Raw genomic sequence first — 21,487 nt, forward strand, 5'->3', positions numbered from 1 at the left:
ATGTAGAGATTGCCCTCCTCCAGATGCGGCAGGAACTCGACCCCCAGCACCCGCACCGCATAAAGCGACGCGGCGAGCGCGAGCCCGGTGATGCCGAGCGTCAGCACGCGATTGGCGAGGGCAAAACCCACCGCGGGCTCAGTGACGCGCTTGAGCTGCCGGACGACCCAGGTATCGACCTCGGCCAGTTTGTCCGGCAGCAACAGCGCCGAGAGCACCGGGGCGACGGTGAACGCCGCGACCAGCCCGCCGGCGATGGCATAAGCATAGGTCTTGGCCATCGGGCCGAAGATATGCCCCTCCACCCCGGTCAGCGTGAACAAGGGCAGGAAGCTCGCGATGATGATCGCCGCGGCGAAGAAGATGCCGCGGCTGACATCGCTCGACGCGTGAAGAATAGCCGAGAAGCGGTTGGCGGTGCTGGCGTGGATCCGCCCGCTGCCGATATTGTGCGAGCGATCGACCATCCGGCGGAAGATCGCCTCGACCATGATCACGCTCGCATCGACGATCAGCCCGAAATCGAGCGCGCCGAGCGACAGCAGATTGGCGGATTCGCCCTGCAGGATCAGCACCAGCACCGCGACCGACAGCGCGAAGGGAATGGTCACCGCGACGATCAACGCGCTGCGCAGATTGCCGAGGAACAGCCATTGCAGCAGGCAGATCAGCAGCACCCCGGCGACCAGATTGTGCATCACCGTATGGGTCGTCACGCCGATCAGGTTCGAGCGGTCGTAGATCCGTTCGAGATGCACGCCGGGCGGCAGCACTCCGCCGGCGTTGATCGTCTCGACCTCCTGCTCCACCGCGCGGATCGCGGGCATCGATTGCGCACCGCGCTGCATCAGCACGATGCCCATCACCACATCGTCGGTCTGCCCGTCGCCGGCGATGCCGAGCCGCGGCATGTTGCCGATCTCGATGGTACCGACATCGCGCAGCAGCACCGGGGTCGTCCCGCCCATCCCGACCATCACGTCGCGGATGCCCTCGACCGACTGGATCAGCCCGACCCCGCGGACGATCGCCGCCTGCTCGCCGAAATTGACCGTCTGGCCGCCGACATTGCCGTCGCTCTTGCCGATCGCCGCGAGCACCTGCGGCACGGTGACGCCGTGCGCAACGAGCTTGTCGCGATCGAGCCGCACCTCATAGGTCCGCAATTTGCCGCCCCAGCCGGTGACGTCGACCACCCCCGGCAGCCGCTTGAAACGACGCTGGAGCACCCAATCCTGCAGCGTCTTGAGGTCCATCACCGAATAGCCCGGCGGCCCGACGACGCGATAGCGATAGATTTCGCCGATCGGGCTGGTGGGGGAGATGGTCGGCTGCGCGCCGTTGGGCATCGGCGGAATCTGCGACAGGCGACCGAGCACCAACTGCTCGGCCTCACGGAACGTCACGTCATAGCTGAACTGGATCTTCACGTCGGACAGGCCGAACAGGGAGATCGAGCGCACCGCCGTCAGATGCGGCAGCCCCGCGATCGCCACCTCGATCGGGGTGGTGACGTTGCGTTCCATCTCCTCGGCGGAGGTGCCGTTGCTCTGCGTCAGCACCTCGACCATCGGCGGGACGGGATCGGGATAGGCCTCGATATTGAGGTTGGCGAACCCTACCACCCCCGCCATGATCAGCCCGATCAGCAGGGTGAGCACGAGCATCCGCTGGCGCAGCGCCAGCTCGACCAGCCGGTTCATTGGTCGATACCCGCCTCGTTCACGAACAAGGCGCCGGCGGTCACCACGCGGTCGCCCGGCGTCAGCCCGGTGACGATACGGATCTGCCCGCCCTCGCCCGGCGCGGTCGTCACCGCGCGCGCATAGAGCAATTTGTCGCGCCCGACGATCCACACGCGTGCGGTGTCGCCCTCATGGATCACCGCCGACGCGGGCACGAAAATGCCGTCCGCCCCGCCGGTCTGGCGGCGGATCGTGAAGGAGGCGAACATCTGCGGCTTGAGCGCGCCGTCCGGGTTGCTGATCGTGGCGCGCACCGCAAGGCGGTGACTGGCGGGATCGAGCGCCGCGCCGACATTGTCGACCCGCGCGGCAAAGGTGCGGCCGGGCAGCGCCGGTGTGGTCACTTCGACCTGATCGCCGACATGGACCGATGCCACGTCGCTTTCGGCGAGCTGCGCGACCAGCCATACCCGCGTCGGATCGGTGATCGTCATCAGCGGCGCAGTGCTTCCCGCGGTGACGAACTGTCCCGGCGCGACGTTGCGATCGGCGATCAGCCCGCCGACCGGCGCGCGATAGATCGTCGCCGGCTGGCTGGCATTGCCCCCACCGTGACCGAAGATCGCGAGATGGTTCTGCGCCGCGTTCACCGCCGATTGCGCGGTGCGCGCCGCCGATTGCGCCGCGACGAGATCGGCCTGCGCCTGCCTATAATCCTTCAGCGCGCCGCCCGCGGTTTCGTAAATCGCTTTCTGCCGTGCCGCATTGGCTTCGGCGACGCGCAGCGCTTCGGTCGCGCTTGCCTGTTGCGCGCCGGCGGCGGCGAGCGTGTTGCGCGCGTCGACCATTTCCGGCGAGGCGATGCGCAGCAGCGGCTGGCCCGGCGCGACCCGCTGACCCGGCTCGACATAGACCGCGATCACCTGCCCCGAAAACGGCAGCAGCACCGGCGTGCTGCGATCCCCGTCGACCGCGATCGCGCCATTCGCGCGGATCAGCGTGCTGTCGGCGCCGCTGCGTACCGGCGCGATCGTCAGCTGCGCGAGCTGCTCGCGGGTCGGGCGGAACGCGCCCGCCGGCAATTTCTCCGGCGGCGCGGGCGCAGGCGCCAGCAGCGCGCGGACGCCGGCGATCACCAGCAGCAGCGCGACTAGCGCGACCGCGGCAAGACCGATCAGACGCAATTGCGCGCCGTTGCTCATGATACGGGCCGCCGGCAAGGGCGGGATGGAGGCTGGTTCGTCGGTCAAGCGGCCCTGCGGACAAAATGGGTTGATAACAACGTCGCCTCCCGGCGAGGCTCCGCCGCCCCTACAAGCCCAGACTTACAGGCACATTACGTACCCGCCGCCGGATATCGCCGGGAGGCGCACGGGGTAAGGTGGGCGTAAGCAAGCGACGGCAAGTTGGCTCGGGTCGACACCTGTCTGGAATTGCCCGTGATGCCCGTGATCAAACGCCCGCTGCTGCTGTTCGCCGGCGCGATCGCGCTGGTCACCGCGGTCACGCTGGGCGGGCTGCACCTCGCCCCCGATCGGCCATGGCTGTTGTGCATCTTCATGGCACTCGCCTTCACCGTGATCGCGGGCGGCGCGGGGCGCGGACCGGCGCTGGCCGGCATCGCGATCGGCGCGCTCGAACTCGCCTTCGTGCTGCCCGGCGACGGCTTTGCGGTGACCGATCCGGACGATGCGCTGGGGCTGATCGCGACGATCACGCTCGGGCTGATCGCCGCCTGGTATGTCGGGCGGCGCAACCGCCAGCGCGACGCACTCGCCGCCGATCTCGCCGCCGCGCATCACGCGCAGGAACGCACCGCCGCGCTGCTGCGCGAATTGTCGCATCGGCTGGCCAACGACCTCGCGATGCTGGTGTCGAGCACCTCGCTGATGCGCCAGAGCGCCGCCACTCCCGAAGCCGTCGCCGCGCTCGACAGCGTGGCATCGCGCATCGTGGTGCTGAGCCGGGTCTATCAGCGGCTGCGGATCGAGGAAGCCGAGCGCGAAACGGTCGAGATCGGCGCGTTTCTCGGCAATCTGTGCGACGATATGCGACAGAGCCGGTTCAACCTGCGCCCGATCGCGCTCCATCTGGAGATCGACGAATGCCGGTTGCCGTTGTCGCAGGCGGTGATCCTCGGGCTGATCACCAACGAATTGCTGACCAATATCGCCAAACATGCCTATCCCGACGACCGGCCGGGCACTGTCGGCGTCCGGCTGCGCCCGCATCCGTTCCGCCCCGATGCGATGCAGCTCAGCGTCGCCGACGACGGCGTGGGCTATGCGCCGCCCGACGGGGACGGCGCGCGGATGGGACAACGCCTGATCGCCGCGCTCGCCTCGCAACTGGGCGGCGACATCGCGATCACCCGTCGCGAAGGCCAGACGATCGCGACGCTGCACTTTCCGGTGGCGAGGATGCGGTGAGCGGTCGGCAATTTGCAATGATATCTTTCATTCTATCCGTCCCATCCGGCCTGACCGCTTATTACCCGCAGCGGCAATATCCACCGCTGGACGGAAATCATCTTCGCACCGCTCTTACTCTTCTTCGGCGGAACGGCACTCGTCCGCTTTATATGGATTTGGTTTATCGTGTCGGGTTGAACATATAGTCGAAATTGCCCGCTCCTTCAGCGCCTCGACCAGCACCACATCCGCCGGCGGCATCGGCAGTGCAGCAAGCGCGGCCGGCGCCTCCCAACATAACGCCGCCGCCTCGATCGCATGCGGCGTGCCGGCCCAGCGACGACATAGATAGAGCATCAGAATCAGATGCCGCCCCCCACCCGCGGGCTCGCTAGCGAATGCGAACGGCGACAGGTCGTCGGGCATGACATGGATGCCGAGTTCCTCGGCCAGTTCACGACATAGCGCCTCTTCAGGGGTTTCGCCGCGCTCCACCTTGCCGCCGGGAAACTCCCATAGCCCGGCATGCGCCTTTCCCGCGGGGCGCTGTTGCATCAGGAAGCGGCCCCGATCGTCGGCGAGCGCCACCGCGACGACGGGAAGTATTTCGGTCAAAGCGGGCATGTCGACACTTCGTTAAGCCTATTCTGCCATCCCGGCGTCATGTCCCGCGAGCGATCGGAAAGAAATACCGGCATGCGCTTCTTCATCACGCGGCTCGTGGCGGCGCGGCGTGGCGCCACCGCCGTCGAATACGGACTGATCGTGGCGCTGATCGTGATCACAATGATTGCCAGTTTCGAAGGGGTTGCGTCGGTTACCACGGGCATGTGGAACAATATCAACAGCGCGGTGACCAACGCGCATTGAGCGGCACCTCTTAAACCTTCGTCAACTTGGGCATCCTATTTCCCTCCCTGGGTTGGGGAGGGGTTCCAATCCGGCCGGGTGAGTAACGCTCTAGGATACGACCGGAGATACGAAATGCAGAAGATTCGCATTTTTCTGAGGAATTCGAAGGGGGCGACAGCCATCGAATATGGCCTGATCGCTGCGCTGATCGCGGTTGCCGCGATCGCCGCGATGCAGGGCCTGGGCAACCAGCTCAACACCACCTTCACCAACGTTTCGACCAGCATGAAGGCCTCATAAGGCCCGGCGGATGAACGCCGTCTCTTAAACATTCCTCAACTTCAGGAGCCTAACGCTTTTTGGGCTGGATGGGGGGCCTCCCAATCCGGTCGGGTGACTGAAGTTTGGAATACGACTGGAGATACGAAATGCAGAAGATCCGCACGTTCCTGAAGAATTCGAAGGGCGCGACCGCCATCGAATATGGCCTGATCGCCGCGCTGATCGCGGTCGCCGCGATCGCCGCGATGCAGGGCCTGGGCAACCAGCTCAACAAGACCTTCAACAACGTTTCGAGCAACATGAAGGCTTCGTAAGCCTTTACGCTCAGGCGAAGAAAACAGGGGGGCGGCGAATTTCGATTCGCTGCCCTTTTATTTTGCCGCGCTTCTTTTGCCGTTATCCGCCGGCCAGCGCCCGCGCGTAAGCCGCCAGATCGACGTTGCCGCCCGACAGGATCACCAGCATCCCCGGCGCGGGCTTCACCCGGCCCGCCAGCATCGCCGCGAGGCCGACCGCGCCACCCGGCTCGACCACCAGCCGCAGCCGCTCCGCCGCCCAGCGCTGCGCTGCGGCGATCTCTTCCTCGCTCACCGCGACCCCTTTGGCATCGCGCCGCGCCAGCACCTCGAAGGTCAGCGGCGACACCTCGCGCGTCTGTAGCGCGTCGCACGCCGTGGGCGGTGGATTGGGGCCGACCGGCTCGATCCAGCTCGCCTCGAGGCTGCGCGCCATATCGTCCCAGCCCTCGGGCTCGACGACGGTGATCTGCGCCTCGGGCAGCGCGAGCGCGATTCCCGCCGAAAGCCCGCCGCCGCCGCATGGCACGACGGCATGAGTCGGCTCGCCGAGGCCCACCGCGATCATCTGCTGCGTGGCCTCGATCGCGGCGCTCCCCTGCCCTTCGATCACCCAGGGATCGTCGAAGCTCGGCACCAATGTCGCGCCGCGCGCCTCGGCGAGTCGCCCGGCGATCAGTTCGCGGCTTTCGGTGGCGCGGTCGTAATCGACCACCTCGGCGCCCAGCGCGAGCGTCGCGTCGCGCTTCGCGGCGGGCGCGTCCGCCGGCATCACGATCGTCGCCGCGATTCCCAGCCGCCGCGCCGCCCAGGCGATTCCCTGCGCGTGATTGCCCGACGAGAAAGCCACCACCCCGCGGCGGCGCGAATCCTCATCCAGCGCGGTGAGTCGATGCCACGCGCCACGGATCTTGAAGGCGCCGATCGGCTGCAATGTCTCGGCCTTGAACGCGATCGGCACGTTGTTGATTTCATGAACGAAAAGCGGCGTAGGCGGCAGAATCGCGGCGATTTTTGCGGCTGCGTCACGCACCCCGGCACGGGTTGGCTGTCTTACAATAGTCACGATCGATCTCGCCTCATCTGAAACCACTTTACATTCGGGTCCAGCGACCCTAACTCGCCCGTCCGCTGCCCCATGGGACTTCCAACCGCAAGGCAGCTTTTTTCGACGAACCGCCGCGAGGCAATTGGAGGTCCCTTGAGTTGCACAAGCATCATAGCGCGCTGGGGCTAGCGTCCCCCTCGATTATCCCCGTCACCGCTGTTGACGGAGCCATCGACATTGCGAAGCGGACACCGGTTCAGCCGGTGACGCTGATCCGTCCGCACGCCGCCGCGCGGGCCGCCCGATTCTTCGTCGAGAAGTTTCCGGGTCGGTCGATGTATGCGGTGAAGGCGAATCCCAGCCCCGAGCTGATCGCGACCCTCTATGCGAATGGCATCACGCATTTCGACGTCGCCTCGATCGCGGAGGTGCGCCTCGTCGCGCGCACCGTGCCCGGCGCGACGCTCTGCTTCATGCACCCGGTGAAGGCCGAGGAAGCGATCGCCGAGGCGTATTTCACCCACGGCGTGCGCGTGTTCAGCCTCGACAGCCTGGAAGAGCTGGAGAAGATCGTCCGCGCGACCAAGAATGCCAGCGACCTGACGCTGTGCGTCCGGCTGCGCGTGTCGTCCGAACATTCGAAGCTTAGCCTCGCCTCCAAGTTCGGCGTCGCCGCGCATGAGGCGAAGCCGCTGCTGTTCGCGGCGCGCCAGGCGGCGGATGCGCTCGGCATCTGCTTCCACGTCGGCAGCCAGGCGATGACCCCCGAGGCCTATGCCGAGGCGATGGAGCGCGTGCGGCTGGCGATCGTCGAGGCGGCGGTCACCGTCGACGTGATCGATGTCGGCGGGGGCTTCCCCTCCTCCTATCCCGGGATGGAGCCGCCGCCGCTGGAGCGTTATTTCGAGACGATCCACCGCGCGTTCGAAAGCCTGCCGGTCAGCTATTCGGCCGAACTGTGGGCGGAGCCGGGCCGTGCCTTGTGCGCCGAATATAGCTCGCTGGTCGTGCGCGTCGAAAAGCGCCGCGGCAACGAGCTGTATATCAACGATGGCGCCTATGGCGCGTTGTTCGATGCGGCGCATATCGGCTGGCGTTTCCCTGTCACCTTGCTGCGCGAGCCGCAGTCGACGGTGCGCGACCACCCCTTCTCGTTCTACGGCCCGACCTGCGACGACCTCGACCATATGGTCGGGCCGTTCCTGCTCCCCGCGGACGTGCAGGCCGGCGATTATATCGAGATCGGGATGCTCGGCGCCTATGGCGCGGCGATGCGCACCGCGTTCAACGGCTTCGGTTCGGATGAGACGATCGTCACGACGGACGAGCCGATGGTCTCGCTCTACGCCGATATCGAGCCGAAGGTCGCGAACAACGTCGTAACGCTGTAATAGCGGCGCAATCCGGGTCCGCTATGCCGACGTGAAGCCGGCATAGCGGACCCTTTGGGTTTCCGCGTCCCCATAACGACGACGGGTACAAGAATGGGAGACCCCATGACCGATACGCTCAACAAGACCGCCGCGGCCAACGCGCCGATCAACGACAATCGCAAGCAGGAACTGCTGTCGAAGCAGGTCAAGCATATCGACATCAAGAGCTTCGACGCGCGCCCGATCGTCGATGCGATGGCCGACATGAGCTTCACCAGCCGCGATCTCGGCCGCGCGACCAACATCTACAACCAGATGCTGGCGGACAAGGACTGCACCGTCGTGCTGGTGATCGCCGGCTCGACCTCAGCCGGCGGGTGCATGGACCTCTATGCCGATCTGGTGCGCAACAAGATGGTCGACGTGGTGGTCGCCACCGGCGCGACGATCGTCGACATGGATTTCTTCGAGGGGCTTGGCCACAAGCATTACCAGGCGCTCGAAATCCCCGACGACGATACGCTGCGCTCGCTCTACATCGATCGCATCTACGACACCTATATCGACGAGGAGCAGCTGCAGGACTGCGACTTCACGATCAACAAGATCGCGAACGAGCTGGAACCGCGTGCCTATTCCTCGCGCGCCTTCATCCGGGAGATGGGGCGTTACCTGTCGGAGCACGGCAAGAAGGAAAACAGCCTCGTCAAGCTCGCCTATGAGCATGACGTGCCGATCTTCTGCCCGGCGTTCGTCGACAGCTCGGCCGGCTTCGGGCTCGTCAAGCATCAGGTCGATCAGATGAAGGCCGGCAAGCCCTATCTGATGATCGACGCGGTGGCTGATTTCCGCGAGCTGACCGAGATCAAAATCCAGGCCGGCACCACCGGCCTGCTGATGATCGGCGGCGGGGTGCCCAAGAACTTCATCCAGGACACGGTGGTCTGCGCCGAGATCCTTGGCCATGAAGACGTCGAGGTGCACAAATACGCGGTGCAGATCACCGTCGCCGACGTGCGCGACGGCGCCTGCTCCTCCTCGACGCTGCAGGAGGCGGCGAGCTGGGGCAAGGTCAACACCGGGATCGAGCAGATGGTGTTCGCCGAAGCGGGCAGCGTGATGCCGCTGCTGGCCTCCGACGCCTATCATCGCGGGCTGTGGAAGGATCGCGCCGAGCGGCGCTGGGCGAAGATCTTCGCCTGATCCGATTGCGGGTGCGGCCCCCTGCCCCTGGGGCGGCCGCACCCAAATCGTTAGCAACATGAAACTTTCCCCTCGCATATGGGTTTGCGTCCCGATAAATTTGGTTAATTCAGGGATAACCAGAGAGGGGAGATGCCCACATGTCTCGCATGCTCATGCCCGCGATCGCGGCGGTTGCGTTCGTCGTTTCGACCCCAGCCTTGGCCGATGTCTACAATATGGCCGATTTCTCCGCCGGCACCTTCGGCGGCAACGCCAATGTGAAGGCGCCGTTCAGCGGCAATGGCTATTTCCCGGGGCAGACCTTCACCGGCAGCTTCGTGTTCGACAACGATCTGATCCCGGCCGCGGGATCGGGGTTCGTCAACGTGCTCGCCAACAGCTTCCCCGATGCGGCGAACATCCCCGCTTCGGATCAGTTCGTGTTCAATTTCGGCGGGCTGACCTTCACCGCCGCCGACGCGATCGCGCCGATGGCGATCCAGTATAACAACGGGAAGTTCAACGGCTTCTTCTACCTTGCCAACTTCGCGTTCCAGGGCGCGCAATATCAGCTGCAGATTCAGGGCGGCAGCCTGTCGGTGGTCGCGCTCGACGCGCAAAACAATCCCACCTTCAACAATCTCGTCAACGGTTACGTCAACATCGGCGATGCGTCGGTGACCAACATCACCTCCTATGTTCCGATCACCGGGCCGGGTGGCGGCGGCGTTCCCGAGCCGGCGACCTGGGCGATGATGATGCTCGGCATGTTCGGCATCGGCGGGGCGCTGCGCTATCGTACTACGAAGGTGTCGTTCGCTTAAATAGTTCGGGATTACATCATCCCCGTTCGGGCTGAGCCTGTCGAAGCCCTGTCCTTTCTTCCTCGGAAGGACGGACAGCCCTTCGACAAGCTCAGGGCGAACGGGGATAGCTGATCCCGATCTAACCGAAGAGCCGCGCGAGACTCTTTTCGAGCATCACGAATTGCCACAAGGTCCGGCCGTGCTCCTCGCGGCCGGTGCGGTGCGCCTCGGCGAGCCGCGCGAGCCGGTCGAGATCGAACCAACCGGTCCCGGCGAGCGTCCGCGAGCGCGCCAGCGCCGCTCCCTGTGCCGCCAGCGCGCCGCGGAACCAGGTGCTGACCGGGGTGACGAACCCCATTTTGGGCCGATAGAGGGTCTCACGTGGCAGATAACGCTCTATCGCATGCTTCATCAGCCACTTCCCCTCGCCGCGCCGCAGCCGCATCGCCGCGGGCAAGCGCGCGCCGAATTCGACCAGCCGATGATCGAGCAACGGCTCGCGCGCCTCGAGGCTCACCGCCATGCTGGTGCGGTCGGTCTTGGTCAGGATATCGCCGGGCAGCCAGATCTTGAGATCGGCATATTGCGCGCGGTCGAGCGCGTCGCGCGCGGGCGCATCGCGCATCGCGGCGATATAGCGATCCTCCGCGCGATGCCCCCCAAGCGCGCGCCGCGCCGCATCGGTGTATAGCGACTGACGCAGCGCCGGCGTCGTCACCCCGACCGCACCGGCATAGGCCTCCGCCCCGTCCGCGGCGAGCGCGAGCAGGGTCGTCTTGGCGCGCAACGGCCGCGGCGCCCAATCGGCCTTGGGGTAAACGCGCCCCAACGTCCCGAACACCCGCGTGCGCAGCCCGGCGGGCAGCAGCCCGCGCGCGCGTTCCTCCGCGGCGTGGAAGCGATAGCGGCGATAGCCGGCGAGCGCTTCGTCGGCGCCGTCGCCGGTCAGCGCGACCGTCACCTGCTCGCGCGCCAGCGCGCAGACCTGCCAGGTCGCGAGCGCCGAGGCATCGGCGAACGGTTCGTCGAAGGCGTGGACGAGCGTATCGATCAGCGCGAAATCCTCGGCGTCGACCACCCGCTCGCGATGCTCGGTGGCGAAGCGCTCGGCAACCACGGCGGCATGGCGTCGCTCGTCGTAATCGGCGACGGTGAAACCGATCGTGCACGTCTTGACCGCGCGCGGCGATTGCTCAGCCATCAGCGCAACCACCGCCGAGCTGTCTACCCCGCCCGAGAGGAACGCGCCGAGCGGCACGTCCGCCACCATCCGCGAGCGCACGCCCTCGCGCATATGGGCAAGCAATTCCTCCTCCAGCACGGCGGTGCTGCCGGGGGCGCGATCGGCGAAGGAGATATCCCACCACGATCGCGGCGCAGGGATCGGACGGCCGCGCTCGATCAGCAGGAAATGCCCCGCCGGCAGCTTTTTCACCCCCGCGACGATACACGCGTCGTCGGGGACATAGCCGTAGGCAAGATAATCCTCGACCGCGGTGACGTCGGGCATGCGGCGGAGCAACGGGTGGGCGAGCAGCCCCTTGAGTTCCGACGCAAAGGCGAAAGCGCCGTCGGCGAGCGAGACATAATAGAGCGGCTTCACCCCCAGCCGATCGCGCGCGAGGAACAAGGTGTTGGCGCGCGCATCGTGGATCGCGAAGGCGAACATCCCGACCAGCCGGTCGAGCATGGCCGGCCCCCAGGTCGACCAGCCGGCGAGCAGCACCTCGGTATCCCCCTCGGTGCGGAATGCCCAGCCGCGCGCCACCAACTCGCGCCGCAGCGCCTGGAAATTATAGATTTCGCCGTTGAACACGATCGTCAGCGCGCCGTCTGCACTCGCCATCGGCTGCGGCGACCCGGCGACGTCGATGATCGACAGCCGACGATGCCCGAGCCCGACGCCGGGCGCGGTCCACACCCCCGATCCGTCCGGCCCGCGATGCGCCATCGCATCGGCCATCGCGCGCACCCGCGCCGGATCGACCGGCTTGGGCGTCCCCGGATAGTAGAGCCCGGCGATGCCGCACATCAGCGCGGCGCCGCCACATCGTGCGCCAAGCGGTCGATCGGTCCGAGGGCGCCGAGGAAATTCTCGATCGTCCGTCGCGCCGCCGCGCCCTCCGCCGAGATATGGATCGCCACCGCCGCCTGATCGCCGCCCAACATGCGGGCCTTCAATGTCGCGAGCTTCACGATCCTGTCGTCTCCGGTAACCATGCCGCCCGCGCGATACCATGTCGCCACGATGCGCTCCACCGGGCCGGGGGCGGTCATCCGCATCGCGCGCCCCCCGGCAAAACCGGGCACATCGGCGACCCGCACCCACACATCGCCTTCGCGCAGCGCGCCGGTGCCGAACGCTGCCAGCTTCTTCCCCTCACGCTGGCTGGCAAAAACCGCGATCGCCAAATCCGCCGCTGCGCCATTGCGATCGGTGTAGCGCCCGAACAGATAATGATCCGCGCCGGGGTAATAAGGCTGCCACGGCGCACGGGTGCTGAGCGGCGCGCGCTGCCAGCTCGGCACCGCGGGCAGATCGATCTGCGCCGGCAAAATCGCGGTGCGCGCGGCGATCGCGGCGCTCCACCCGGCGAACAGCCCCGCCGTGAGCAGCACCAGTGCCACGGCCGGGGCGAGCGCGATGCGGTGTTTGAGCGGGGTGGAGAGCGTCGCAGGGTCGAACGCGGGCGCATCGGGCGCGCGATCGAACCAGCGCCAGCCGATCGCCATCACGAGCACCATGATCAGCCCGAAGAACAACCAGCCGTAGACGATATGGTCGAAGCCGGTCGCCCGTTCGACCGAGGTGAGGTGCGCGGCATAGATCGTCCCGAACGCGCGCACCCCGTTGGCGAGCACCGGGACGACCAGGCAGACGAGCATGAACAACAAGCGCCGACGCCACGAGGCGAAGCACAGATTGGCGACCAGCACGCCATAGGCCAGCATCGCGATGACGAATTTCGCGCCCGAGCACGCCTCCGCCACCTCGAAATAATAGCGTCCGGCGTGGATCAGCACCCCGTCCACCGCCGCCGGCACGCCGGCCAGATGAAGCAGCGGCAGGACGATCGCGACCGTCACCTGCTGCAACGGCGGCTCGAGCATATCGCCGAACGGGACGAGGAATACGGCATAGCAGAGCGGAAACATGAGCCCGCGCGCGACATTGGCGCCGAGCAGGGTTACCACCGCGCCCTGCAACATCATCACCAGCCCGAGCTGGCGCGCGAACGCCACCCCCGCCGCATCGCCGACCAGCCAGCCGAACCCGCCCGCCGCGACGATCGCGATTCCCGGCCACCACGCCTCGGGCCGCAATCGCGCCAGTTCGCGCCGCCTGATCCACACCAGCCAGGTGAGGACTGGGGCGATGAAGAGGCAATGACCGAAAGTGGTGCTGGTCCACCAGATATGCGCCATGGCGGCGAGATCGCGGTGGAAGGCGATCAGCAGCGCCGCCGCCACCAGCGCAAGCGCGACCAGCGCCTGCCGCCATGCCGCCGCCGTCGGGCGCGCAACCGCCAGCGCGATCGTCACAGGCCGATCAGCGGATCGAGCGGGGCGAGCGCCGCGGCCCAATCGTAACGCGCGATCGCCTGCGCGCGCGCCGCCTTGCCGAGCGCCGCCGCGGCAACCGGATCGGCGAGCAACGCATTGACCGACGCGACGAAATCCGCACCGTCACGCGCGACGCGGATCGTGCCGCGGTGATCGATCCCTTCCGCCGCTGCCACCGAAGCGACTACCGGCCGCGCCATCGCCATCGCCTCCAGCACCTTGTTCTGGATGCCGCGCACGAGCTTGAGCGGCGCGACCACCACCGATGCCGCCTTGAGCCAGCCACGCACATCGGCGACCTCGCCGGTGACGATCACCCGCTCGCCCGCCAATGCGCGCACCTCGGCGCTCGGCGCGCGGCCGACGATCGCGAAGCGCACCCCCGGAATCTGCGGCAGCAGATCGCGCGCGAACCACGTCACCGCATCGATATTGGGGCGATAGTCCATCTGCCCGGTGAACACGACGAGCGGCCCCTGCCCCACCTCCGGGACATGCGCGGCCGTCGGATCGTAATGCGCGGTATCGATCCCGTTCTCGATCGCGATGCTGCCGGGAAGCAGCCGGGCCTCCGCCTCGCTCACGAACAGGCTGGCATCGACCCGCCCGGCCACCTCGCGCTCGAAGGCGGCGAGCATCCGCGCCTCGCGCTGCATCATCCAGCGGGTGATGCCCTGCGCGTCTTCGGCATAAGCCGCGAACTTGGCCGAATCGAGATCGACAAAATCCATAATCGTGCGCGGCCCGGCGACCGGCAGATATTGCGCCATCTGCCCCGAATAGACGTAGATCGCCTCGATCGGCCGCCGCGCGAGGATATCGCGCACCGCGCGCTCGACCCCGCGATGCGCGAAGGCCGTCACCGACAGCGGCTGCGCGGTCGCCAGCGCCTCCAGCGCCGCGCGCAGGCGCGATTTGGTGCGCGGGACGATCACGCATTCGTCGACCAGCGCGCGATACTCGGCCGCCGGGTGGAGATCGCGCGGATCGTCGGCAAAGGCGACGAGATGCACCCGCGCGCGTGCCGCGAGATGCCGCAGGATATGGAAACTGCGGATCTTGTCCCCGCGATCGGGCGGAAAGGGCGCACGATGCGCGAGGAACAGGATTTCCTTCACCCGAGCCCCCGGCTGATCCACGGGCCGAGGAGATTGGCGAGCGGCAGCGGCAGCCGCTGCCACGTGCGCACCATCAGCGCATATTTCGGGTTGAGCGGGTTGATCTCGCGCGCCGCGCCTTCGCTCCATTTGGCATAAGCGAGCGGCACGCCCTCGAACCCCCAATTCTTCTTGAACGCCGCCGCGCCCGTCCCCGCCTTCGACCGGCCGAAATCGAAGGCGGTGCAGCCGCGCGCGCGGGCGTGGCTCATCAACGCGAAATACATCCGGTCGTTGGCGCGCAACCCCCGCGCCGCCGCGGTCCCGCCGCCCCAATAAGGGTAAACGATGTCGTTGAAATAGAGGCTGAGCACGCTCGCCACCGCGCGTCCCCGATGCCGCACGGTCAGCACATCGGCGTCCATCGTCTCCAGCACCGCGCGAAACAGGGCACGGGGAAACACCGGGGTGCCGAGATTGCGCACCGATTCGGCATAGACCACATAATGTTCGCCCGCGCGCTCGGCGCCGCCGGTCACCACCTCCAGCTCGTTCGCCAGCGCCTTGCGCATTTCAGCGCGCTGCTTGCGCGGGATCGCCGCCAGTTCGGCCTCATCATCGGCCGCCAGCGGCCGCACGAAGCCGAGATAGGTCGTATCGTCGACCGCCCAGCCCACCGGCGCGGCGCCGCCGCGCAATTCGATCGACGGCAGCCCGAGCGCACACGCGGCGGCGACCAGCGCCTCCCCGCCCTCGCCCAGCACCCCGCCGTCGACCGCGAAACCCGCCGAGACCAAGGCATTGCCGAACAAGGGCGAGCGCATCTCGGTCAGCGGGAGCACCCCCGCGATCGCGCCGTCGCGCTCGGCGATCAGATAATGCGCGCGCTGCCGGCAGCCGCGCTCGATCGCGCGGCTCCACGCGGGGAGGTGGAAGGGGGTCGCCGCCGGTTGCGCGCGGACGAACGCGGTGATCGCCGCGTCGTCGGCGGCGGTCGCCTTCCGCACGGCGAACGTCATGGCGGCGTCTCGCGCGCGGCGATCGCGTCGACCCGCCCCCAATGATGCCGCTGGACCAGCCCGCGCAGCTTCCCCGCCATCGCGCCGAGCCGGCTGTAATGCCGCACCCGCGAGCGCAACGGCGCTTCGGCGACGCGCGGCTGATCGGGATCGACCTCCCACGGATGGAAATAGAAGATCGCCGGCTGCCCAGCACGATTGACCTGTCGCACCGCGAAATCGGTCAAGGCGCCCGGCAGCAAGCGGAAAAAGCCGCCCCCGGTCGCCAGCCGCCGCCCGGCCAGTTCGGCCACCGTGACCGGCAGCTCGATCAGCGGCGCATCGCGCAACGGGCGCCACGCATAACGCGGGCTTTCACGCCAGCCGTAGTGATCGTGCGCGATCGGGGCGACGCTCGACGAATAGGTATAGCCTTCCTCCGCCAGCACCTGATGCGCCCAGGGGGTGCGCGCGTCGATCGAGAAGCTCGGCGCGCGATAGCCGGTGACCTTCACGCCGCCGGCATCCTCCAGCGCGGCGCGGGTCCGGCGCAGATCGTCGCGAAAGCGCGCCGCGTCGAGCGTGAAGACGCGCGCATGATCCCAGCCGTGGCTCGCGATCTCATGCCCTTCGGCGACGATGCGACGGATCAGCGCGGGCTGGCGCTGCGCGACCCAGCCGAGCGTGAAGAAGGTCGCCTTCACCCCCGTCTCGGCGAACAGATCGAGCACCGTCGCAGTATTGGAGGCGACCCGCGATTCGAGCGCATCCCAATCCGCACGCGCGATCGTCCGCTCAAACGCGCCGACCTGAAACCATTCCTCGATATCGACCGACAGGCCGTTGACCACGCCCATGTTCAGGCCGCCGCGCCGCGCACTGCCTCCAGCCGCGATGCAAGAGGGACGGGCTCATTCTCCACCCAGTCGACCAGCAAGGTCAGCACGCGGCGCAACGCGGCGTCCTGCTCGGCGATCCGCGCCTCCAGCGCGGCGATACGCTCGGCGAGGATGCCCTCGTCGGCGATCGTCGCCGACCCCGCCGGCGGGGCCGAGGCGCTGGGCAGATCGCGCGCGGCATCGGCCTGGACTTCCTCGATCAATGCCGCGTCGATCAGCGTCGTCCCCGCGATCGCGGCGTGAAGCATCACCCGCCCCATCAGCTGGTTCACCCGGCGCGGCACGCCATCGGTCGCGCGATAGAGCAAGGGGAAGGCATCCTCGGCGAAATCGGGCTGCCCCTGCCACCCCGCGACCTGCAGCCGGTGGCCGATATAGTCGGCGACCTCCTCCTCGCCCATCGGTTCGAGATGGTGGAGCGCGATGACCCGCTGGCGCAATTGCTCGAGCGAATAGGAGCCGTGGAGCCGTTCGCGGAACTCGGGCTGGCCGAGCAGGAAAATCTGCAGCAGCGCCTTCCCGCCCGCCTGGAAATTGGAGAGCATGCGCAACTCCTCCAATGCGGGGAGCGGCAGCGCCTGCGCCTCGTCGACGATCAGCAGGGTGCGCCGCCCGGTGCGCGCGACCGCATTGAGCCCGCGCTCGATCGCGGCGAGCAGATCCGCCTTGTTGCGCGGCACGTCGCTCACCCCCAGCCCGTTCGCGACGACGCGGAGCAGATCGTCCGCCTCGATCGCGCTCGATACCAGGGAGATCACCCGCAGGTTCGCGGGATCGATCCGCGCGGTCAGATGCCCGACCAGCGTCGTCTTGCCCGCGCCGATATCGCCGGTGATGACGATGAACCCCTCGCCCTGCGCCAGCCCATAGCCGAGATAGGCCATCGCCTTGCGATGCGTGGCGCTGTCGAACCAATATTTGGGATCGGGAGTGAGCTGGAACGGCCGCTCGCTGAGGCCGAAATGATCCTCGTACATCTCACGATGTTCCTTGCTTGTCGGGGTGCCGGGCGATCATCGGAATTCATACCTCGCCGCGAGCAGCCCCTGGAGCGACCAGATGCTGTCGAAACCGCGCTGGTCATAGGTGTAAATGCCGAGCGACGCGATCGTGCCGAGCCGGCCGAAGCGATGCTGATAGCTGCCGGTCGCGCCCGCGCCGAGCACGCCCTGCATCCCCGGCACGCCGCTGTCGTAATAATTCACGAACAGATTGGCATCGACCTCCGAATTGCGGCTGAGCGCGCGCGCGTAGAAGATCTGCGCATAATAGCTTTCGTCAATCACGCCGAACAGCGTGATCCCCGGCGCGGCCGGCGGCGCATAAAGCTTGCGATTGGCATAGCCGAAGCCGAAGCCGAGCCGGGTGAGCCCGGCGGTGCGGCTGTAGACCACGTCGACCCCGCGCGCGCGATAGGTGGCGGTGGTGATCGACTGGAACGCGCTGTTGAGGCATCCGCCCGCCCCGCCGGTCGCGGGTTGCGAAGCGAAGACGCAGCCGGCGAATTGCTGCCCGAACGCGCCGCCGCCGCCGGTATCAAAGGCGGTGGGCAGCCCGGCGAGCCCGTCACGGAGCTGGCGGCCGAAGGTGCTCACCCCGTCGTAGACCACCGCGCGGATCGCGCTGTTGGGGGTCAGGCGCCACGAGAGCGAGCCAAAATAGGTCTCGCCGCCATAGCGATAGCCCGCGTTCGCCTGCAGCTCGAGCCGCGGCGACGGGCGCCAGATCACCCCCGCGTCGTAGATCAGCCCGTCGGTATTATAGGCGATGCGGCGCGGCGAATTGGGGTCGGTGACGAAGCGTCCGTTGCCATCGAGCACCGGAGCGCCGTTGCCGTCGAGCAATGCGTCGCGCTGGGTGGCCTTGATCTTCTCATAGCCGACCCCGCCGCGGATCGCGACCGTGCGGCTGATCGGCTGCACCACGTCGACGCGGCCGAATTCACCCTCGTAACGCTGCGACAGCTCGGTGGCGGAATCGCGCTCTATCGCGCCGCTCAGCGTGATGCCGAACGGCGCGATCGCCCCCGCCCGCGTCCCGATCGAAGCCGTTGCGAGATGGCTAGTCGACTGATCGAAATAATCGAGCCGTGGCGCGCCCGGCGCGATCCCGGTAAAGGCGGGGGCATCGACCTTCGTATAACCGAAGCGATAGGCGGCGGTCAGCTGCGCCGGCCCGACCGCCGTGCTCAGTTGCGGCCCGAGATAAATCGAATAAACATTTGAAATATTGGCCGGGTCGCTGCTGTACAGCCCCGGCGCCGCGCCGCGGATATCCGCCCGGGTGCGGGTCGCCAGCGCGCCGGCGTCGAACGACAGGGCCGGGGTGAGCTTGATCGAGCCGCGCGCGAGGCCCGACAGCATGTCCTGATCGACGAGATCGCCGCCCCAGGGAATGCGCCGCTCGTAACGCGCGCTGATCTGCCCCTCGGCGCGCCGCCCCGACACGCCGGCATCGATCCCCGCCGCAAGCTGGGTCCAGGTGACGACATCGTCGCTGGAAAGATCGGCGCCGATCGCCTGCCCCACCTCGACATAGGGGATGAGGTAGCGCGTATCCGCCGCCGCCGGCGATGCGGCGAGCGCAACGGCCAGGAAGGCAAGCCTCATCCGCGCCCGCCTTGTCCGTAATAGCTGCCGAAGCGCCCGCGGTGCGGCTCGTAGGAAACGGCGTTGAGGACGAGGCTGATATGCTCGCAGCCGTCGAGCAGCCCGACCGCCTCGCGCACATCGCCCTCGGTGGTGCGATCGGCGCGGACCACCAGCATCACCTGCGCGACGAGCAGCGCCAGCACCGATGCCGGCGAGGCCGCCAGCGCCGGGGGCGAATCGAACACGATGATGCGGCGCGGATCGGCCGCGAGCAGCCGATCGAGCACCTCGGCGGTGCGCGCGCTGGCGAGCAATTCGGTATCGGCGTGGCTCCGCGCGCCCGACGGGAGCAGCGAGAGCTGCGGCACATCGGTCTTGAGCACGAATGCCTCGGGATCGAGCGCGGGATCGTCGATGATGTCGAGCAGCCCGGTCGAATCGCTGAGGCCGAGCGACGCCATGACGTCGGGCTTGGCGAAATCGGCGTCGACCAGCAGCACCTCGACATCGCGCTCGGCGGCAAGGCTGATCGCGAGGTTGATCGCGCAAAAGGTTTTGCCCTCGCCCGGCTTGCCCGATCCGACGAGGATCGTCCGCGCACGGCGCTCGGGGGTGCCCATTGCGATCGAGCGGGCGTTGAGCAGCAACTGCCGCTTCACCAGCCGGAATTCCTCGGCCAGCGCCCCCACCGGCGCACCCGGCACCAGCATGCCCTTCGCCGCGAGCAACGCGCGGTCGATCGCGATCACGTCCGACGGCACGGGCGATGCCGCGGCCTCGTCATCCTCGTCGCTCATGCCGAAATCGCGCAATTCGAGCGGGATCGCGGCGAGCGTCAGCGCGGCCTCGCGCGACAGGGTTTCGGCGCCCGGCGGCGGCGGCGGGGCATCGTCGAGGAAGCTGTGCGCTTCGGGCTGCGGCTCGCTCGCCGTGCGCGTCGACAGCAGCGACGCGGCGCGCCGCACGCGGAATTGCGCATCGAAATCGTAGATTTGCGCGGCGCGCTCGATCAGCGATCCGTCGCGCGGGGCGCCGTCGCGGGGGGCCGGGGTTTCGCTCATGCCGCCATCCCCCGTTGCACCATCTCGACCCCGAGCAGGATCACGTAACTCGCCACCAGCGCCGCCGCACCGCCCGCAAGCCATTTGAGCTTGCGCGCGCGATCCTCCGCCTGGGTGCGGGTGATCATCTCGCCGATCGAGCCGATCACCGGCATCCCCGACGCTTTCTCCAGCCGCCGCGCGGTCGGGAAGGTCGCCTGGATCTGCCCCAGCGCAAACGCCGCGCCGAGCCCGCCGAGCAGCCCCGCCGCCAGCACCCCGGTGAGCAGCAGCGGCCGGTTGGGCGCAGTCGGGGTGCGCGGGCTGGTCGGGGGATCGATCACGCTGAACTTCACCGCATCGGTCTGCGATTGCGCCTGGCTGTGCAGCGCGACCTGCTCGCGCTGGGCGAGCAATTGGTCATACTGGTTCTTGAGGACGTTGTAGCTGCGATCGATCCCGCCCTGCTCCGCCGCGACCGCTGGGTCCTGCGCCAGCTTGGCGTTGAGCGTATCGAGATCGGACTGAAGCTGGCGCTTGCGCGCGACCAGCGCGGTGACCGCCGCCTGCCGGTCGGCGCGCATCGAGGCGAGCGAGAGATAGGCGGGATTGTCCGCCCCAGCGATACCCGCCTGTGCGGGCTCGTGCTTCACATCGGCCTGCGCCTGCGCGAGCTGCGCCTTGAGCGCGACGACATCGGGGTGGGCATCGGTATAGCCGCGCGCGCGCGCATCGGCGAGCTGGCCCTGGATCGCCGCGAGCCGCGCGCGCGCCGGCGCCATCCCCGGGGCCGGGCCGAGCCCCGGCACCGAGCGCGGCGTGCCCGCCATCTGGCCGTTGAGCGCGGAAAGATTGGCCTGCGCCGCGGCGAGATCGCTGTCGACCTGGCTCATCTGCGCGCGCGCTGCGCCGATCCGGTCGCTGACCGATCCGGTGCCGGGCAGCGAGCCGAGATAATGGTTCTGGAAATCCGCGCGCTTCACCTCGGCATCCTGCAGCTTGGCGCCGAGCGACTGGAGCTGGGAATCAAGGAACTGAAGCGTTTGCGCGCTCTGGCTGCGGTCGTCCGAGAGATTCTGTTCGACGAACAGGTCGATCACCCGCTGCGCGATCTGCTGCGCCAGCCGCGGCGACGACGAGGCGACCGCGATCTCGTAGAGATTGTCCTGCTGCGCGGTGATCTTGATCGCATTCTGCAACCCGGCGGCGCGATCGGCGATCTGGCGATCGGTGGTCGCGCCGCGCGCCAGATCGGTGCCGCGTACCACCTTTTCGAGATTGACCGCCGAGGTCAGTGTCTGCCGCACGGTATCGATATCGCGCACCTGATCGCCGATCGTCGTGGCGCCGTTGGCGCCGG

Annotated in this window: 20 protein-coding genes; 7 read left to right on the forward strand and 13 right to left on the reverse strand. The window is 67.6% G+C overall.

All coding sequences use genetic code 11. From position 1 onward, the window contains the following. Both BGN95_RS11530 and BGN95_RS11535 read right to left on the reverse strand, forming a co-directional pair. Positions 1–1,703 (reverse strand): efflux RND transporter permease subunit (locus BGN95_RS11530; RefSeq protein ID WP_502688282.1); only part of this gene is annotated, 1,703 nt, incomplete at its 3' end. Continuing rightward, a complete protein-coding gene (locus BGN95_RS11535; protein ID WP_265311989.1) occupies positions 1,700–2,887 on the reverse strand; it encodes an efflux RND transporter periplasmic adaptor subunit in 1,188 nt (395 codons plus the stop codon). The genes BGN95_RS11535 and BGN95_RS11530, both read right to left, overlap by 4 nt. A 240-nt stretch (positions 2,888–3,127) precedes the next feature. Here BGN95_RS11535 and BGN95_RS11540 point away from each other — a divergent pair, with 240 nt between their 5' ends. Next, positions 3,128–4,114 (forward strand): sensor histidine kinase, encoded by a 987-nt coding sequence (locus BGN95_RS11540; RefSeq protein WP_286772667.1) that lies wholly within the window; start codon positions 3,128–3,130, stop codon positions 4,112–4,114. A gap of 114 nt (positions 4,115–4,228) precedes the next feature. Here the strand turns inward: BGN95_RS11540 and BGN95_RS11545 are convergent, their stop codons facing one another. Next, on the reverse strand, positions 4,229–4,720 hold the full coding sequence (locus tag BGN95_RS11545) for a (deoxy)nucleoside triphosphate pyrophosphohydrolase (protein ID WP_286772668.1): 492 nt from the start codon (positions 4,718–4,720) through the stop codon (positions 4,229–4,231). A gap of 72 nt (positions 4,721–4,792) precedes the next feature. Between BGN95_RS11545 and BGN95_RS11550 the strand changes: the two genes are divergently transcribed. From BGN95_RS11550 to BGN95_RS11560, 3 genes are all read left to right on the forward strand, one after another. After that, positions 4,793–4,966 (forward strand): Flp family type IVb pilin, encoded by a 174-nt coding sequence (locus BGN95_RS11550; RefSeq protein WP_173399396.1) that lies wholly within the window; start codon positions 4,793–4,795, stop codon positions 4,964–4,966. A gap of 114 nt (positions 4,967–5,080) precedes the next feature. Next, positions 5,081–5,248, forward strand: coding sequence for a Flp family type IVb pilin (locus tag BGN95_RS11555; protein WP_265269204.1), 168 nt, complete (start codon positions 5,081–5,083; stop codon positions 5,246–5,248). A 128-nt stretch (positions 5,249–5,376) separates the two neighbouring features. After that, positions 5,377–5,544: a Flp family type IVb pilin gene (locus BGN95_RS11560; RefSeq protein WP_179511495.1), complete on the forward strand. Its 168-nt coding sequence runs from the start codon at positions 5,377–5,379 to the stop codon at positions 5,542–5,544. 82 nt (positions 5,545–5,626) lie between these two features. Here the strand turns inward: BGN95_RS11560 and BGN95_RS11565 are convergent, their stop codons facing one another. Further along, on the reverse strand, positions 5,627–6,559 hold the full coding sequence (locus BGN95_RS11565; RefSeq protein ID WP_265312300.1) for a threonine ammonia-lyase: 933 nt from the start codon (positions 6,557–6,559) through the stop codon (positions 5,627–5,629). 173 nt (positions 6,560–6,732) lie between these two features. On the opposite strand from BGN95_RS11565, the gene BGN95_RS11570 reads away from it, so the two are divergent. The 3 genes from BGN95_RS11570 to BGN95_RS11580 all read left to right on the forward strand — a co-directional run bounded on the left by BGN95_RS11570 (position 6,733) and on the right by BGN95_RS11580 (position 9,956). After that, on the forward strand, positions 6,733–7,965 hold the full coding sequence (locus tag BGN95_RS11570) for a type III PLP-dependent enzyme (protein WP_179511493.1): 1,233 nt from the start codon (positions 6,733–6,735) through the stop codon (positions 7,963–7,965). Between the two features lie 105 nt (positions 7,966–8,070). After that, entirely contained in the window at positions 8,071–9,150 is a 1,080-nt protein-coding gene (locus BGN95_RS11575) for a 1,9-bis(guanidino)-5-aza-nonane synthase (RefSeq protein ID WP_179511492.1), read from the forward strand. Between the two features lie 140 nt (positions 9,151–9,290). Then, positions 9,291–9,956, forward strand: coding sequence for a PEPxxWA-CTERM sorting domain-containing protein (locus BGN95_RS11580; RefSeq protein WP_286772669.1), 666 nt, complete (start codon positions 9,291–9,293; stop codon positions 9,954–9,956). Between the two features lie 121 nt (positions 9,957–10,077). On the opposite strand, the gene BGN95_RS11585 is transcribed toward BGN95_RS11580, so the two are convergent. From BGN95_RS11585 to BGN95_RS11625, 9 genes are all read right to left on the reverse strand, one after another. Next, entirely contained in the window at positions 10,078–11,970 is a 1,893-nt protein-coding gene (locus BGN95_RS11585) for an XrtA/PEP-CTERM system amidotransferase (RefSeq protein WP_286772670.1), read from the reverse strand. Further along, positions 11,970–13,481, reverse strand: coding sequence for an exosortase A (xrtA, locus tag BGN95_RS11590; protein ID WP_286772671.1), 1,512 nt, complete (start codon positions 13,479–13,481; stop codon positions 11,970–11,972). The genes BGN95_RS11585 and xrtA overlap by 1 nt, the downstream gene beginning before the upstream one ends. Next, the gene (locus BGN95_RS11595; protein ID WP_286772672.1) at positions 13,478–14,620 is read right to left on the reverse strand and encodes a TIGR03087 family PEP-CTERM/XrtA system glycosyltransferase; all 1,143 of its coding nucleotides are present in this window, start codon (positions 14,618–14,620) and stop codon (positions 13,478–13,480) included. The genes xrtA and BGN95_RS11595 overlap by 4 nt, the downstream gene beginning before the upstream one ends. After that, entirely contained in the window at positions 14,617–15,618 is a 1,002-nt protein-coding gene (locus BGN95_RS11600) for a FemAB family XrtA/PEP-CTERM system-associated protein (protein ID WP_286772673.1), read from the reverse strand. Before BGN95_RS11600 ends, BGN95_RS11595 begins: the two co-directional genes overlap by 4 nt. Continuing rightward, positions 15,615–16,454: an XrtA system polysaccharide deacetylase gene (locus tag BGN95_RS11605; RefSeq protein WP_286772674.1), complete on the reverse strand. Its 840-nt coding sequence runs from the start codon at positions 16,452–16,454 to the stop codon at positions 15,615–15,617. The genes BGN95_RS11600 and BGN95_RS11605 overlap by 4 nt, the downstream gene beginning before the upstream one ends. Positions 16,455–16,456: 2 nt before the next feature. Next, positions 16,457–17,473 (reverse strand): ExeA family protein, encoded by a 1,017-nt coding sequence (locus BGN95_RS11610; protein ID WP_265269197.1) that lies wholly within the window; start codon positions 17,471–17,473, stop codon positions 16,457–16,459. 36 nt (positions 17,474–17,509) lie between these two features. Continuing rightward, on the reverse strand, positions 17,510–19,105 hold the full coding sequence (locus tag BGN95_RS11615; RefSeq protein ID WP_286772675.1) for a hypothetical protein: 1,596 nt from the start codon (positions 19,103–19,105) through the stop codon (positions 17,510–17,512). After that, positions 19,102–20,148 (reverse strand): AAA family ATPase, encoded by a 1,047-nt coding sequence (locus BGN95_RS11620; RefSeq protein ID WP_286772676.1) that lies wholly within the window; start codon positions 20,146–20,148, stop codon positions 19,102–19,104. Before BGN95_RS11620 ends, BGN95_RS11615 begins: the two co-directional genes overlap by 4 nt. Continuing rightward, on the reverse strand, positions 20,145–21,487 hold a 1,343-nt coding region (locus tag BGN95_RS11625; RefSeq protein ID WP_286772677.1), incomplete at its 5' end, for an XrtA system polysaccharide chain length determinant. The genes BGN95_RS11625 and BGN95_RS11620, both read right to left, overlap by 4 nt.

This window comes from Sphingomonas sp. 66-10 (assembly GCF_001897045.1).
Taxonomy (GTDB): Bacteria; Pseudomonadota; Alphaproteobacteria; order Sphingomonadales; family Sphingomonadaceae; genus Sphingomonas; species Sphingomonas lycopersici.